The following is a 14887-nucleotide window of genomic DNA, read 5'->3' on the forward strand; positions in this document are numbered from 1 at the left end:
CGGAGCGGTCGGTCAGACCTCCCGGTCAGGCGTTGGTGAGCCCGTCGATCGACTCGCGGATGAGGTCGGCGTGGCCGCAGTGCCGGGCGTACTCCTCGACCAGGTGCAGCAGGATCCAGCGCAGGCTGGCCCGCTCGCCGGTCCGCGCGTTGGCTCGGGCGGACAGGTCGTCGAGGCCGGCGGCCGCGATCACCTCGTCGGCGCGGGCGACCTCGCGCTCGAAGAGCTCCCACAGCTGCTCGGGGGTGTCGTCGCGGGCGCTGTGCCAGTCCCAGTCGACGTCCGCCCGCCAGTCCACGGAGTCCCACGGCTCGCCCTGCTCGCGGCCGAGCAGCACGCCGGTGGTCCACCAGCTCTCGACGTAGGCGAGGTGCTTGAGCATCCCGCCGAGCGTCATGTCCGACGGCGGCAGCGGGGTGTCGAGCTGCTCGGCGGTCAGCCCGGAGCACACGCGGCGCAGGACGGACCGCTGCTCGTCGAGGAACTGCAGCAGCAGCGTGCGCTCGTCGCCGGACTGCGTGCCGCTGCTCACGCGACCGGCCCCTGGTCGGGCACGCGGTCGGTGATGCAGTACGTCGGGCCGGCCGGCGGCTCGAGCACGGTCCACTCGTCGAAGACACCCGCGACGCGGGCGCCGAGCGCCTCGTGGCGGGCGGTCTCGGCGGCGCGGTCGCTGGTGGCGAGGTCGAGGTGCGCGGTGACCAGCTCCTGGTCGTCGTCGAGCCGCTGGACCAGCAGGTTCAGCGGGCTCTGCGCGGGCCGGGAGAGCCGGGAGAACTCCGAGCCCGACCCCTGCACCTCCCAGCCGGTCACCGCCGACCAGAACGCCAGCTCTCGTTCGTGCAGCCGCGGCGGCACGTCGAGGCACACCTGGTCGACGATCGAGGTGTGCCCGCCCCAGTCGACCGGGGCCGGGCGGACCACGGCGCGGTGGGTGACGAGGCAGAAGGGGAAGCCCCCGGGCGAGTCGAGGACGGCGTACTCCCCGTCGCGGACGAGCGTCGCGCCCTCGGCGACCGCCCGCTCGACGGTCGGGCCGACCTCGGCGACGTGCAGGTCGAGGTGGAGCCGCGAGGGGCCCTCGCCCAGCCGCTGCACGGCCAGGTGGACGTCGCCGTCGGCCGGGAGCAGGGAGGAGAACTCCCCGCCCTCCCCGCGGGAGGTCGAGAGGCCGTAGCCGGTCACGGCGGTCCAGTGGGCGACTGCCGGCTCGAGGTCGCCGGGGCCAGGTCGAGGAACGCGGTCGTCCAGAACGGGTGCACACGCGGCACCCTACGGACCGTCGACCCAGCGCTCACCCACGTTTCGCGTGGCCGCCGCCCCGTGGGTGAGCTCGGCCAGGACGGCGAGGAGCCGCGGCTCGTCGTCGGGTGCCACGCCGACGCGGAGCTCCACGCCGGCGCCGTACGTCGTCCCGAGCACCGCCACGCCACGGGCCCGCAGCTCGGTCTCGACGCGCCCGGCCTCGGCGTGGCCGACGTCGACCACGAGCTCGCGGCGCAGCTCGCGGCGGACCGTGCCGGCCTCGGCGAGCGCCACCCGGACCGCGTCCCCGTAGGCACGCACCAGCCCGCCGGCGCCGAGCAGGGTGCCGCCGAACCAGCGGCTCACCACCGCCACCACGTCGGAGACCTCCTGCCCGCGGAGCACCTCGAGCATCGGCGCACCGGCCGTGCCGGCGGGCTCGCCATCGTCGTTCGACCGCTCCACCGGTACCGGCGGCGGGCCGAGCACGAACGCGCTGCAGTGGTGGCGGGCGTCCCAGTGGTCCTTGCGCAGCCGCTCGACGACCGCGCGGGCGGCGGCCTCGTCCTCGACCCGGCGGAGGGTGCAGAGGAACCGCGACCGCTTGACCTCGACCTCCGCCTCGGCGTCGCGGGCGGGGACGAGGTAGCCGCTCACGACCACAGGCCGAGCACCTCGCCGCCGATCCGCACGACGAACGCGGCGACGACCAGCACGAAGAAGACCCGCACGAAGCGCGAGCCGCGGGCCACGGCGGTCCGCGCGCCGACGTACCCCCCGAGCAGGTTGCACGCGCCGATGACGAGGCCGGTCTTCCACAGCACGGCGCCCTGCGGCACGAACAGCAGCAGCGCGCCGAGGTTGGTGGCCCAGTTGGCCAGCCGCGCCTTGGCCGACGCCTCCAGGAAGCCGTAGCCGAGCAGCCCGACGAGCGCGAAGACGAAGAAGCTGCCCGTGCCGGGGCCGAGCGCGCCGTCGTAGAAGCCGATCGCGACGCCGACCGCCATGGCCAGGCCGAGGTGGCGGTGGCCGCTGAACCGCAGTGCGGTCGCCTCGCCGACCGAGGGCTTGAGCAGCACGTACGCCCCGACGGCCACGAGCACGACCAGGACGATCGGCTCGAACGCCTCCCGCGGCACCTGCGAGGCGACCAGCGCGCCCCCGAAGGAGCCCACCAGCGCGAGGGCCATGAGCGGCAGGAACGTGCGCGGGTCCGGACGGACCCGGCGGTAGTACGTCGCCGAGCTGACCGTCGTCCCGCAGATCGACCCCAGCTTGTTGGTCGCCAAAATCTCGACCGGCGAGGCCGCGGGGAGCCCGACGAGGAGGGCGGGGAGCTGGATGAGCCCCCCGCCTCCGACGACGGCGTCCACGAACCCCGCCGTCAGCGCCGCCAGCCCGAGCAGGGCCAGCACGGTCAGCGTCGGGTCCTCCACCGGTACGACGCTAACGGGCGCGTCCGGGGTGGCCTCAGGCGGTGCCTCAGGCGGTGCCTCAGGCGGTGTGGGCGGCCTTGGTCCGGCGACCGGTCAGGATCAGCGCGAGGCCGGCGAGCACGCAGAGCGCGCCGCCGATGAAGCCCACGAGCGGGACCGTGCGGGTCAGCAGGTCGACGCTGGCGATGTTGTCCTCGGCGTCGGCCACGTTGTCCGCGACCTCCTCGTCGGTGTACTGCATCTGCAGGTCCAGGACGAGGGTGCCGTCGGCGAGGTAGCGCTGCTGGTCGACGACCTGCTTGATGATCGCGCCGGTGCGCGGGTCGACGGAGTACTCCTTGCGGTCGGAGTAGAGGCCGTCGATGTCGCTGCCCAGGTCGATCGGGGCGCGCTCGGTCTCGGTCACGTAGACGTTGACGTCGAGGCCGTCGATCTCCTCGGCGCGGTCGAAGCGCGCGGTCACCGGCTCGTCGATGACGTTGTCGTAGACCTCGTAGTCCTTCTCCTCGGCGTCGAAGGGCCACTTGTTGACCAGGCCCTCGAAGGGCTCGACGTCGTCGGGCAGCTTCGAGCCGTCGACCGCCAGGGCGGTCTCGCGGTCGGTCGCGAAGGTCTCCTCGCCGGCGGAGATCAACCGGTCGTCCGCGTCGGAGACGCAGTCCGGGGTCTCCCCGTCGACCTCGACCAGGCAGGTCGCCTGCTTGAAGTAGACGGTGTCGTCGTCCGACGCCTCGGTGTCGGACTTGGTGATGCTGGTGTACCTCACCTCGAGCTCGCGGGTCTCCCCCGTCGAGGTGTTCAAGCGCTCCGCCGACCCGGTCAGGTCGGTCTTCTGGTCCACCTCGACCGGCGTCTTCTTCACCGCGCCCGGCGCCCAGGCCACACCCAGGATCCCGGCCACCAGCAAGAAGGCGCCCAGACCCAGCAGAACTCGTCCCACGATCACACGCACGTTTGCTCCCGTACCTCTCCCTCGAACCCTCCGAGGCGAAAGTTACCCTGTGGTAGTCATCACCCCACAATCGGGTGTGACCTCGCTCGCGAGCGCGCCGCGCTGCCCGCTCACCCGGCGCCGACCGGACCGACCGGCCGGGTCGATGTCGGTGGCCGGCGGTAGACAGCCGGGGTGCGCGCCGAGTGCCTCCTGTGCTTCACCACCCGCCAGGTCCTGACCGAGGGCTGCGACGACACCCTGCGCTGGGTCGGGCTGTTCCGCGAGCTCCGCTCGCCCACCGCGACCGGCCTGGAGAAGCGGGTGGCCGCGTGCGACTGCGCCACCCTCGAGCGGTGGACCCTCGCGCGGCACCTCCTCGTGCGCGACCTGAGCACCGACGAGCTCGAGCAGCCGCCCGAGGCGCCCGGGTGCTCCGGCGTCGGACCCACCTCGACCCGCCCCTGCGCGAACTGGGACCGGGTTAGGGTCACGCGATGAAGCGACCGCTCGCCGGCGTCCTCACGCCCCTCCTCGCCCTCGCCACGGCCGGCGGACTGCTCGTGGCCGCCCCCGGCCCCGTGTCCGCCGCACCGGGGTGGACGCCGCCCCGGGTCGTGGCCGACGACATGCGGACAGGGTTCGGCTTCGTCGAGCCGCGGGTGGCCGTCAACCGGCACGGCGACGCGGTCATCACCTGGGAGTGCGACGGGCTGTGCGTGCGGGTGCGGCACCGCGACGGCGGGCTGGGCCCGCTGGTGCGCGCCGGCGACGCGGACGGCGGCTTCCACTGGACCCGCGAGCCGCTCGTCGACGACCAGGGTCGGGTCACGGTGCTCTGGTCGTCGTACGCCGGCGGCGGGCCGTTCCAGGCCCAGCAGCTCGACGCCGACGACCGGCCCGGCGAGCCGGTGGTGCTCGACCCGGCCGAGGCCGACGCCTCCCTCGCCGCGGTCAACCGCGCCGGCGACGTCCTGGTGGCCTGGACCGCCGGGGCGGAGCACCGGGTGCGGCTGCTGCGGCCCGACGGCACGCTCGGCCCGACCGGCTCGCTGCCCGACCTGCCGCACCGGGTGCTGGCGGCGCCGGACGGCTCGTTCGTGCTGGTCGGCCGCACCGGCGACCGGCTGTGGGTCCGCCCGGTCGTCGACGGCGTCGTCGGCGAGCCGCAGGCCCCGACCGAGCGCCCGACCGGCTTCCACGACGCTGCCTTCCTCGCCGACGGCTCGCTCGCTTTCCTGTGGTGGCAGCGCACGCCGGCCGGCGACGACCTCGTGGCGCGGCGCTGGAGGGCCGAGGACGGCTTCGGCGAGCCGGCCGTGCTCGCCGCCGAGCAGGACCAGCTCCGCGACCTGCGGCTGCACACGCTCGGCGACGGCCGGGTGGTCGTGACCTGGGCCCGTGGCCAGGGCCTGCGGGCGGGGGTCCTCCCGGTGGCCGAGGACGCCGCGTTCACCTTCCGCCGGATCTCCACCAAGCACCTCGGCGTCCACGCCGCGCGCAACCGGCTGGTCCTGCTGCGGTCGTCCGACCGCCCCCACCGCGTCACCGTGCGGACGTGGGACGGCACCGGGGAGGCCTCCGCCCGCCGCCACGTCCTCGTCGACCCGCGCTACCGCAAGGAGCTCGGGCTGACCGAGCTCGCCGCGGCCTCGGCCGGCGGCCCGGTCGTGCTGGTCAACCACCGCGAGATGGCGCTGCCCCACCGGGGCCGCGACGCCTTCGCCACGATGTGGGTCACGGTGCGGCGATGAGGGCGCCCGCACGCGTCGCCGCCCTGGTCGGTGGGCTGCTCGGCGGGCTGCTCACGGCCGGGTTCACCGTGCTGCCCGCGCCCGCCGCGCCGGCGCCGGCACGAGGCCCGGTGTGGACGTCACCGCAGGTCGTCGCCCGGGAAGCGCACTCACCGGCCGTCGCGGTGAACCCCGCCGGGGTCGCGGTCGTGGCGTGGTGGTGCGACCACTCGATCTGCGTCCGCCGGCGCAGCCCCGACGGTGGTCTCGGCAGGACGGCCCGCATCCCGACGACGAACGCGGCGTCGTTCCGCGTCGCCCTGGACCGGGACGGCACGGCAACCCTGCTGCACACCGCCCCCGGCGAGGGCGGCTCGGTCCTCCTCGCCCAGCGGCTCCGCCCGGACGGACCGGTCGGCGACCCGGTCGTCGTCGAGGAGGACGCCGCCCCCGTCGCCCTGGACGTCTCGCCCACCGGCGACGTCGCCGTGCAGGTGCGGCGCGACGCCCGGCGCTGGCTGCGGGTGCTCGCGGCCGACGGCACGGTGGGCCCGGAGGTGCCGCTCGGCGCGGAGTCGGTCGTCGAGCCGGCCGCCGACGGAGGCTTCCGGCTGTTCGACCAGGACCCTGACGGGACGCTCCGGCTGCGGGTGCTGCGCGACGGTGACGTGGTCGCGGAGGTCACCCTCGGGACGTCCGAGGCCCCCGCCGACCTCGCCGTCCGCACCGACGGCACGGCCGTCGCGGCCTGGTGGGAGGGCCCCCGCGCCGAGCGCAGGCTGCGGGTCCGCCACGTCGGCCCGGCCGGCGAGGTGTCTCCGGTCCGGGCGCTCACCGGCACGGTCGAGGGCGGCCGGCAGCTGGAGCTCTCCGCCCTGCCCGACGGCCGGGTGCTGGCCGCGTTCCGCAGCCGGTCGGGTGTCCGCGGCGGCGTCGTGCCCCGGCAGCCCGGCCCGTGGATGCGGCTGGGGCCGGCGGTGCTGACCGGCTACGACAACCTGCTCGCGGTGGCCCGGGACCGAGTGGTGGTCGTGTCGCTCGTCGACACCTGGATGGACCACCACGTCTCGGCCCACGCCTGGGACGGCCGGCGCGTGTCACGGTCCACCCGCATCATCGAGGCGCCGGGCTACGACAACGACTGCGGGTCGAGCGACCTGGTCGTCGCCAGCGGCGGTGGCCACGTGCTCGTCGCCAACCGCCGCAGCCACTCGTGCCGGCCGCGCTACGACCAGCTGGTCGTGACCTACCGGAGGTGACGCCCGGGTGGGGTCAGCCCACCCAGAACCCGCGGCCGCCGAACCAGCCGCCGAGGTCGCCCCCGCCGGGCCCGCCGGCCGAGCCCCGGCGGCTGCCGAGGTAGGACCCGACCACGGCCGCGCCGAGGTCGTCGAGCTCCGGGGCGACCACGCGGCCGTCCACCCGCCGGGCCATCGAGTCGATGAAGCGCGCCAGCCCCGGGTCCTCGCCGAGCCGGAAGAACGTCGTCTGCGCGCCGAGCCGGCCCGCGTTGTCGAGCTCGCGGACGGCGTACGCCACGGTCAGGGGGTGGGGCGGGTAGCTGAACCACACCTCGCCGTCGGGCTCGAGGTGCGAAGTCGGCTCGCCGTCGGTGACGATCAGCAGCACCGGCTGGGCGTTGGGGTGCTTGCGGAAGTGCCGGTTGGCCAGCAGCAGGGCGTGGTGCAGGTTCGTGCCCTTGTCCCACATCGCGTCCAGCGCGGTGAGCTGCTCGATCTCCATCACCTCGGCGTGCCGGCCGAAGCCGATCAGCTGCAGGTGGTCCCCTCGGAAGCGGGAGCGGATGAGGGTGTGCAGGGCGAGCGCGGTGCGCTTCATAGGCACCCAGCGGCCGTCCATCGCCATCGAGAAGGACGTGTCCACGAGCAGCGCGACGGCCGCCTGCGTGCGCGCCTCGGTCTCCTGGACCTCGACGTCGCCGATCTCCACGAGCGGGCCGGTCGGGTCGCCGGCGCGGCGCAGGACGCCGTTGAGCACGGTGCGGGTGACGTCCCACGGCTCGGTGTCGCCGAACGCCCACTCCCGGGTGGCGCCCGAGCGCTCGCCGGCCGCACCGGCCTTGTCCATGTCGCGCTGCCCCTGGCGGCCCGAGAGCCGCTGCGCGACGTCACGCAGCAGCGCCTTGCCCAGCTGGCGCATCGCCTTGGGGGTCAACCGGAGCTGCCCGGAGGAGTCCCGCTTGAGCGTCCCGGAGTCCCGCAGCGCCTTCTCCAGCTGTTGGAGCGTGCGGGCGTCGACGGCCGCCTGGTCGCCGAGCTGCCGCGACAGCGCGTCGAGGTCGAGGTCGTCCATCCGGGCGCCGCCGTAGGACTGGGAGAGCTGCTCGGAGAGCTGGTCGAGGTCGGCGAGGTCCTGGAAGACGCCGGTGCCGTCGCCGAGGCCCAGCCCCTCCTCACCGTCCATCCGCTCCGAGCCGCCCCAGTCCTCCCCCGGGCGGAGCGCCTGCAGGTTCGAGTCGAGCTGGGAGAGGGAGTCCATGAGCTCGGGGCTGCCGAAGGCCTGCGCCGCGAGCGCGTCCAGCTCGTCGCGCTGCTCCTGGGTCATCGAGTTGCGCATCCGCTGGGCCGCGGCGGCGCGCTGGGCGAGGGAGTCGAGGAGCTCGTCGACGTTGCCGGGCCGCTCGGGGAAGAAGTCCCCGTGCTTGTCCATGAACTCCTGGAACTGCTCGTCGGTGTCCTCGCCGCGACGGTGCGCGTCGAGCAGCTGGTTGAGGTCCTGCAGCATCTCGTTGACGCGCGCGCGGTCCTCGTCGGTCGCGTTCTCCAGCGCCTGCTTCATGCCGGAGAACCGCTGCTCGAGCATCTCCCGCCCCAGCAGGTCCTTGATCTTCTCGTAGTCCTCGCGCGCCTGCCGGCTCTGCCAGTCGTACGACGACAGCTCGCTCACCGCCGCGGCCGGGCTGCTCGGCAGGTTCCCCAGCTGCATCTCCCGGAAGTCCCGGTCCGCGTCGTCCATCATCGCGTCGCGGGCCAGCTGCTTGCGCTCCTCGAGCACCGCCCGGTCGAGCAGCTCCTTGACCTCCTGGAGCGTCCCGTCGAGGTTGTGTCGCTGGAGCAGCTCGCGGCGCCGCTCGGCCACGCGCCGGGCCAGGTCGTCCAGCCCGCGCTGGTCCTTGCCGCCGCGGCGGAGGAACTCCTGCATGGCCCGCTCAGGGCTGTACCCGGCCATCACGTCCTCGCCGATCGCGTCGAGCGCCTCGGCGAGGTCGACCGGCGGCGCGAGCGGGTCGCCGCCCTCGTAGCGCCGGAACCGGGTGCGGTCCTTCATCAGCCGTAGACCGTCTCGGACCCGTCGGTGTCCTTGCCGACCTTGCGCGCGAGGTAGAGCCCCTCGAGGGCCAGCTCGATCGCGCCCGCCCGCTGGCCGTCGTTGGTGGCGCCGAGCCGGTCGCAGATGTCGTCGTACAGCTCCGACTCCCCCAGCACCGGCAGCCCGGTGAGGAAGTCGCGGGCGGTGACCCGCTCGCCGGTGGTGACCATCGCGCCGGACTCGAGCGCGTCGACCAGCAGGCTCATGTCGAGCCCGCGCAGGTGCGTACGGACCGTCTCGGCGGTCGCGGTGCGCAGCAGGTGGGTGAGGGCCTCCGCCTCGCGGCCCTCCTCGCCGGACTCGAACTCGACCTTGCCGCCGAGCACCTCGACCGCGGTCTCCAGGTCGACGACGCGGGCGACGGCCTCGTCCTCGCCCTGGCTGGTCGCACGGTGGATCGCGGCTGCGGCGATGGTCTCGGCGCCGGCGATCGCGAACCGGGCGGAGACGCCGGAGCGCTGGTCGACCGCGCTGGACTCGCGCAGGTTGCGGGTGAACCGGGCGAGGATCTCGACCAGGTGGTCCGGCACGTCCGCGACGAGGTCGGCCTCCTGGCGGATCACCGCGACCTCGTCCTCGAGCGCGGTGGGGTAGTGCGTGCGGATCTCGGCGCCGAAGCGGTCCTTGAGCGGGGTGATGATCCGGCCGCGGTTGGTGTAGTCCTCGGGGTTGGCGCTGGCCACCACGAGCACGTCGAGCGGCAGCCGCAGCACGTAGCCGCGGATCTGGATGTCGCGCTCCTCCATCACGTTGAGCATCGCGACCTGGATCCGCTCGGCGAGGTCGGGCAGCTCGTTGATGGCCACGATGCCGCGGTGGCTGCGCGGGATGAGCCCGAAGTGGATGGTCTCCGGGTCGCCCAGGCTGCGGCCCTCGGCCACCTTCATCGGGTCGACGTCGCCGATGAGGTCGGCGACGCTCGTGTCGGGGGTGGCCAGCTTCTCGGCGTACCGCTCGTCGCGGTGACGCCACTCCACCGGCAGCTCGTCGCCCAGCTCCGCCGCGCGGCGGCGCGAGACGTGGGTGACCGGCTCGTAGGGGTGCTCGCCGAGCTCGGAGCCGGCGATGACGGGCGTCCACTCGTCGAGCAGGCCGACCATCGTGCGCAGCAGGCGGGTCTTGCCCTGCCCGCGCTCGCCGAGCAGCACGACGTCGTGGCCGGCGATGAGCGCCCGCTCCAGCTGCGGGACGACGGTGTCCTCGAAGCCGTGCAGGCCGGGCCAGGGGTCGCGGCCCTCGCGGAGGGCGGCGAGCAGGTTGTCGCGGATCTCGACGCGCACGGGCTTGCTGACGTGGCCCGATGCGCGGAGCTCGCCGACGGTGGAGATCGGAGGAGCGGTCACGCTCCCACGCTACTCAGCGGGCCAACCGGCACCGGCGGGCTACGGTCGGCGCCGTGACCGCCTCACCCCTGCGCCCGACCTGCCCCTGCGGATCCGGCGCGGCGTACGGCGCGTGCTGCGGCCGCCTGCACCGCGGCTCCGCCCAGGCGGGGACCGCCGAGGAGCTGATGCGATCGCGGTACGCCGCGTTCGCGGTCGGCGACGCGGCGTACCTCTGGCGCACCTGGCACCCCCGCACCCGCCCCGAGGACCTGGAGCTGGACGCCTCGCGGACGTGGACCGGCCTGCGGGTGCTCGGCTCCGGCGAGGACTGGGTGGAGTTCGTCGCGACCTACGACTCCCCCGCCGGGCCGGGCGAGCAGTCCGAGCGCTCCCGCTTCGAGCGGCGCGGCGGCCGGTGGGTCTACGTCGACGGCGACCTCGGGTGAGCGTCCGCCCGCGCCGGCCCGAGGACGTCCCGGCGCTGGCCGAGGTGCTGGCCGCCCAGCAGGCCGGGTCGCGCTACCCGATGCGGTGGCCGCTGCCGTTCCCTGTCGAGCGGTTCCTCGTGCGCGAGAGCGAGGAGGCGGCCTGGGTCGCCGAGGCCGACGGCCGGCTCGTCGGTCACGTCGCGGTCTGCTCGGTGACCGACCCGGCGGTCTTCCGCGTGCCTGGAGACCTGGCCGCGGTGGCGGTGCTGTTCGTCGACCCGGCCGTCCGCGGCAGTGGCCTCGGCGGCCGGCTGCTCGACACGGCGGTCGCCTGGGTGCGCGAGCGGGGCCGGGTGCCGGTGCTCGACGTCGTCCCGCGGCACTCGCGGGCGGTGGAGGTCTACCGGCACCGTGGCTGGGTCGAGGTCGGGCGGCTCCGCCCCGACTGGCTGCCCGCCGACGAGGACGACCTCGTCCTGATGACGCTCCCGCCCGGGCCTGTGGAGGGTGACCGCAGGACCGGCGCGGACTGAGGCAGGCTCAGCCGCGTGCCGGACGTCGTCGACCTGCTCGCGGACCTCGGCGGCGTGGCGCGCCGCGGGGTGCTGCTGGGCGTCGTCGAGCGAGGAGACCTCGAGCGGGCGCTCGCGGCGGGGACCGTGACCCGCGCGGGCCGGGGCCTGTACGCGCTGCCGGGGGTCGACGACGCGCTCCGCGTCGCGGCCGACCTCGGCGGCGTCGTCTCCCACGCCAGCGCCGCGCTCCAGCACGGCTTCCGAGGCGGTGACCCTCGGCCAGTGCCTGCGGACGCTGCGATGGACGAGGCGCTCGCCATCGCGGACTCCGCCCTGCGCGAATCGGCGTGCCGGCGGCTCCTCGAGGAGCTGGCGGAGACGGCCCGCGGGCCGGGCTCGCCACGGATCCGCCAGGTCGCTGCACTGGCGACGGAGCTGGCGGCGAACCCCTTCGAGTCGGTGCTGCGCGCGACCTGCCTCGACGTGCCCGGTCTCGCGGTCCGCCCCCAGGTGAGGATCACCGACGACGGCTTCTCGGCCCGAGCAGACCTCGTGGACGAGCGGCTGCGGATCGTCTGCGAGGCCGACTCCTTCGCCTGGCACGGCAGCCGGTCGGCGCTCGCCTCGGACGCGCGCCGCTACAACCGGATGGTCGTCGCGGGCTGGATCGTGGTCCGGTTCACCTACGAGGACGTCATGTTCCATCCCGACGAGGTCCGGGCAGTGCTGGCCCGCGCGGTGGCGCTCGCCGAAGTACTGGTGGATGTCCGGCCCGGTGGGGGCGCTGCCGCCTAGCCCGACGCCCGGAGGCCCACTTCCACCAGCACTTCGGCGGGTCAGCGGGTGAGGACCACCGAGGAGCCGTGGCCGAACAGGCCTTGGTTGGCGGTGATGCCGACCCGGGCGCCCTCGACCTGGCGGCCCTCGGCCTGGCCGCGCAGCTGCCAGGTCAGCTCGCAGACCTGGGCCAGCGCCTGGGCGGGCACCGCCTCGCCGAAGCAGGCCAGTCCACCGGAAGGGTTGACCGGGATCCGGCCGCCGATGGTCGTCTCGCCCGCGCGCAGCAGCTTCTCGGCCTCGCCGGGCCCGCACAGCGCGAGGTCCTCGATCCAGTCCAGCTCCAGCGCGGTCGACAGGTCGTAGACCTCCGCCACGTCCACGTCGGCCGGGCCCACCCCCGCCTCCTCGTACGCCGCGTGGCCGATGGACGCCTTGAACGTGCGCTCCGGCTCACCGGTGGCCAGGGAGGAGTCGGTGGACAGGTTCGGCATGTCCATGACCGTGTTCGGGAAGGTCGGCGTGACCGTCGAGATGCCGGCGATCCGCACGCTGTCGGCCAGCCCGTGGCGGGCGGCGTACTCCGTGCTGGTCACCAGCACCGCCGCGGCGCCGTCGGAGGTCGCGCAGATGTCGAGCAGGTGCAGCGGGTCGGAGACCACCGCCGAGCCGAGCACGTCGGCGACGCTGACCTCCTTGCGGTAGCGCGCGTAGGGGTTGGCCAGCCCGTGCCTGGCGTTCTTTACCTTGACCTGCGCGAAGTCCTCGCTGGTCGCGCCGAAGAGGTCCATCCGGCGGCGCGCGTAGAGGGCGAAGTACGCCGGGTTGGTCATGCCGAGCAGCCGGAAGCGCAGCCAGTCCGGGTCGTCCCAGCGCTCGCCGGCGTTGGGGGCCAGGAACCCCTTCGGCGTGGTGTCGGCGCCGACGACCAGCGCCACCTCGGACAGGCCGGCCAGGATCCGGGCCCGCGCGGTGTCGAGCGCCTGGGCGCCGGTGGCGCAGGCGGCGTACGACGTGGCGACGCGGGCACCGTTCCAGCCGAGGGCCTGGGCGAACGTCGCGCCCGCGACGTACCCGCCGTAGCCGTTGCGCACCGTCTCGCCGCCGACGACGAGGTCCACGTCGGTCCAGGCGACGCCGGCGTCCGCGAGCGCGGCGCGGGCGGCGTGCACGCCGTACTCCACGAACGGCTTGCCCCACTTGCCCCAGGGGTGCATCCCGACGCCGAGGACGGCGACCTGGCGCGCGCTCACTGGTCGGCCTCCTCGCCCATCTCGACGACGGGCTTCCATCGCCAGATCGTGCGCTCACCGGTCTCGTCGGCGCAGAGCGTCTCGACGACCAGCTCCACCTCGGCGCCCACCCGCAGGTCGGCCACGCCGTAGCCCTCCGCGACCTGGCCCAGGACCGTCAGCCCCTCGGGCAGCTCGACCGCGGCGAGCGCGAACGGGACGTAGGGGTCGGTGGCAGGGACGTACGGCGCCGGCGGCTGGTACTGCGCGTCGGTGTAGGACCACACGGTCCCCCGCCGGGACAGCTCGACCCGCTCGAACTGCTCGCCCGCGCAGGCGGGGTTGCGGCAGAACCCGGCCGCGGGCGGGAAGTACACCGTGGTGCAGGCGGTGCACCGCGAGCCGAGCAGGGCCGGCTCCGGCCCGGTGGTGAACCACCCGTCGATCGCGGGCGTCGCGGTCGTCGTCATCCGGCCTCCAGAACTAGAACGTGTTCTCACCCTAGCGCCGGGGACGGACCGCCAGCGACCGGTCTCAGGCCCCCGCGAGGAAGCTGAGCAGGTCCTGTCGCGTGACGACGCCGACCGGCTTGCCCTCCTCCTGGACGAGCACCGCGTCGGCGTTCTCCAGCAGCGCGACGGCGTCCCGGGCGTCGGCGTTGGCGCCGATCGTCGGCAGCGCCGGCGACATGTGCTGCTCCACCGGGTCGGTCAGCCGGGCGTGGCCGGCGAAGAGCGCGTCGAGCAGCGTGCGGGTCGAGACCGACCCGGCGACCTCGGCGGCCACCAGCGGCGGCTCGGCGCGGACGACGGGCATCTGCGAGACGCCGTACTCCTGCAGGATCTGGACGGCCTCGGCGAGCGTCTCGCCGGGGTGGGTGTGGACGAGGTCGGGCAGCCGGCCGTCCTTGCCTCGGAGCACCTCGCCGACGGTCTGGGCGGCCTGCTCGCCGCCGAAGCCGTACTGCGAGAGCCACTGGTCGTTGAAGATCTTGCCGAGGTAGCCGCGGCCGGAGTCGGGCAGCAGGACCACGATCACCGCGTCCGTGCGGCCCTCGGCGGCGAGCTCGGTCGCCAGCTGCTTCGCGGCGTACGCCGCCATGCCGGACGAGCCGCCGACCAGCAGCGCCTCCTCGCGGGCGAGGCGGCGGGTGAACGCGAACGAGTCGGCGTCGGAGACCTCGATGACCCGGTCCGCGACAGTGCGGTCGTAGGTGTCGGGCCAGAAGTCCTCGCCCACGCCCTCGACGAGGTAGGGGCGGCCGGTGCCGCCGGAGTAGACCGAGCCCGACGGGTCGGCGCCGACGACCTGGATCTGGGGGTTCTGCTCCTTGAGGTAGCGGCCCACCCCGCTGATCGTGCCGCCGGTGCCCATGCCGGTCACGAAGTGGGTGATCCGGCCCTCGGTCTGCGCCCAGATCTCCGGACCGGTGGTCTCGTAGTGGGAGCGCGGGTTGTTGACGTTGGCGTACTGGTTCGGCTTCCACGCGCCCGGCTGGCTGGAGAGCCGGTCGGAGACGTTGTAGTAGGAGTCCGGGTGGTCGGGGTCGACGGCCGTCGGGCAGACGACCACCTCCGCGCCGTACGCGCGCAGCACGTTGCGCTTGTCCTCGCTGACCTTGTCCGGGCACACGAACACGCACTTGTAACCGCGCTCCTGGGCCACCATCGCCAGCCCGACGCCGGTGTTGCCGGACGTCGGCTCGACGATCGTCCCGCCCGGCTGGAGCTCGCCGGAGGCCTCCGCGGCGTCGATCATCCGCGTGGCGATGCGGTCCTTCACCGAGCCGCCGGGGTTGAGGTACTCCACCTTCGCCAGGACGATCGGCCCCTCGGCCCCGCCGAGGTCGTCCAGCGAGCGCCCCAGGCGCAGCAGCGGGGTGTTGCCGATGAGGTCGAGGAGCGAGTTCACGTACTGCACCGCCCCAGGCTAGAG

Annotated in this window: 16 protein-coding genes; 6 read left to right on the forward strand and 10 right to left on the reverse strand. The window is 74.4% G+C overall.

Annotation, left to right across the window (positions count from 1 at the left end):
- Window positions 1-25 precede the first annotated feature (25 nt).
- Genes QWY28_RS00330 through QWY28_RS00350 form a run of 5 tightly spaced genes read right to left on the reverse strand, consistent with a single transcriptional unit; the run spans window position 26 to window position 3621 of the window.
- Window positions 26-532 (reverse strand): DinB family protein, encoded by a 507-nt coding sequence (locus QWY28_RS00330; protein WP_300950310.1) that lies wholly within the window; start codon window positions 530-532, stop codon window positions 26-28.
- The gene (locus QWY28_RS00335) at window positions 529-1251 is read right to left on the reverse strand and encodes a VOC family protein (RefSeq protein WP_300951284.1); all 723 of its coding nucleotides are present in this window, start codon (window positions 1249-1251) and stop codon (window positions 529-531) included. Before QWY28_RS00335 ends, QWY28_RS00330 begins: the two co-directional genes overlap by 4 nt.
- 21 nt (window positions 1252-1272) lie before the next feature.
- The gene (locus tag QWY28_RS00340; RefSeq protein ID WP_300950311.1) at window positions 1273-1902 is read right to left on the reverse strand and encodes a YigZ family protein; all 630 of its coding nucleotides are present in this window, start codon (window positions 1900-1902) and stop codon (window positions 1273-1275) included.
- Entirely contained in the window at window positions 1899-2681 is a 783-nt protein-coding gene (locus tag QWY28_RS00345; protein WP_300950312.1) for a TSUP family transporter, read from the reverse strand. The genes QWY28_RS00340 and QWY28_RS00345 overlap by 4 nt, the downstream gene beginning before the upstream one ends.
- A 58-nt stretch (window positions 2682-2739) precedes the next feature.
- A complete protein-coding gene (locus tag QWY28_RS00350; RefSeq protein WP_300950313.1) occupies window positions 2740-3621 on the reverse strand; it encodes a PorA family protein in 882 nt (293 codons plus the stop codon).
- Window positions 3622-3807: 186 nt separating this feature from the next.
- On the opposite strand from QWY28_RS00350, the gene QWY28_RS00355 reads away from it, so the two are divergent.
- Genes QWY28_RS00355 through QWY28_RS00365 form a run of 3 tightly spaced genes read left to right on the forward strand, consistent with a single transcriptional unit; the run spans window position 3808 to window position 6604 of the window.
- Entirely contained in the window at window positions 3808-4113 is a 306-nt protein-coding gene (locus tag QWY28_RS00355; RefSeq protein WP_300950314.1) for a DUF2695 domain-containing protein, read from the forward strand.
- Window positions 4110-5366, forward strand: a complete 1257-nt coding sequence (locus QWY28_RS00360; RefSeq protein ID WP_300950315.1) for a hypothetical protein — start codon at window positions 4110-4112, stop codon at window positions 5364-5366. Before QWY28_RS00355 ends, QWY28_RS00360 begins: the two co-directional genes overlap by 4 nt.
- Window positions 5363-6604, forward strand: coding sequence for a hypothetical protein (locus tag QWY28_RS00365; RefSeq protein WP_300950316.1), 1242 nt, complete (start codon window positions 5363-5365; stop codon window positions 6602-6604). Before QWY28_RS00360 ends, QWY28_RS00365 begins: the two co-directional genes overlap by 4 nt.
- Window positions 6605-6617: 13 nt before the next feature.
- On the opposite strand, the gene QWY28_RS00370 is transcribed toward QWY28_RS00365, so the two are convergent.
- Window positions 6618-8633, reverse strand: a complete 2016-nt coding sequence (locus tag QWY28_RS00370) for a vWA domain-containing protein (protein WP_300950317.1) — start codon at window positions 8631-8633, stop codon at window positions 6618-6620.
- Window positions 8633-10018: a magnesium chelatase ATPase subunit I gene (locus tag QWY28_RS00375; RefSeq protein WP_300950318.1), complete on the reverse strand. Its 1386-nt coding sequence runs from the start codon at window positions 10016-10018 to the stop codon at window positions 8633-8635. Before QWY28_RS00375 ends, QWY28_RS00370 begins: the two co-directional genes overlap by 1 nt.
- 53 nt (window positions 10019-10071) lie before the next feature.
- On the opposite strand from QWY28_RS00375, the gene QWY28_RS00380 reads away from it, so the two are divergent.
- From QWY28_RS00380 to QWY28_RS00390, 3 genes are read left to right on the forward strand one after another with little or no spacing between them, the layout of a single operon-like run.
- On the forward strand, window positions 10072-10446 hold the full coding sequence (locus tag QWY28_RS00380; RefSeq protein ID WP_300950319.1) for a YchJ family protein: 375 nt from the start codon (window positions 10072-10074) through the stop codon (window positions 10444-10446).
- Window positions 10443-10961 carry a GNAT family N-acetyltransferase gene (locus tag QWY28_RS00385; RefSeq protein ID WP_300950320.1) on the forward strand — a complete coding sequence of 173 codons (519 nt, stop codon included), beginning with the start codon at window positions 10443-10445 and terminating at the stop codon, window positions 10959-10961. Before QWY28_RS00380 ends, QWY28_RS00385 begins: the two co-directional genes overlap by 4 nt.
- Before the next feature lie 15 nt (window positions 10962-10976).
- Window positions 10977-11738 carry an endonuclease domain-containing protein gene (locus tag QWY28_RS00390; protein ID WP_300950321.1) on the forward strand — a complete coding sequence of 254 codons (762 nt, stop codon included), beginning with the start codon at window positions 10977-10979 and terminating at the stop codon, window positions 11736-11738.
- A 41-nt stretch (window positions 11739-11779) separates the two neighbouring features.
- Here QWY28_RS00390 and QWY28_RS00395 read toward each other — a convergent pair whose 3' ends face one another.
- From QWY28_RS00395 to QWY28_RS00405, 3 genes are all read right to left on the reverse strand, one after another.
- Entirely contained in the window at window positions 11780-12973 is a 1194-nt protein-coding gene (locus QWY28_RS00395) for a lipid-transfer protein (protein WP_300950322.1), read from the reverse strand.
- Window positions 12970-13422: a Zn-ribbon domain-containing OB-fold protein gene (locus QWY28_RS00400; protein WP_300950323.1), complete on the reverse strand. Its 453-nt coding sequence runs from the start codon at window positions 13420-13422 to the stop codon at window positions 12970-12972. Before QWY28_RS00400 ends, QWY28_RS00395 begins: the two co-directional genes overlap by 4 nt.
- 64 nt (window positions 13423-13486) lie before the next feature.
- Entirely contained in the window at window positions 13487-14872 is a 1386-nt protein-coding gene (locus tag QWY28_RS00405) for a cystathionine beta-synthase (RefSeq protein WP_300950324.1), read from the reverse strand.
- Window positions 14873-14887 lie beyond the last annotated feature (15 nt).

Source organism: Nocardioides oceani (assembly GCF_030412965.1).
GTDB classification, from domain to species: Bacteria; Actinomycetota; Actinomycetes; order Propionibacteriales; family Nocardioidaceae; genus Nocardioides; species Nocardioides oceani.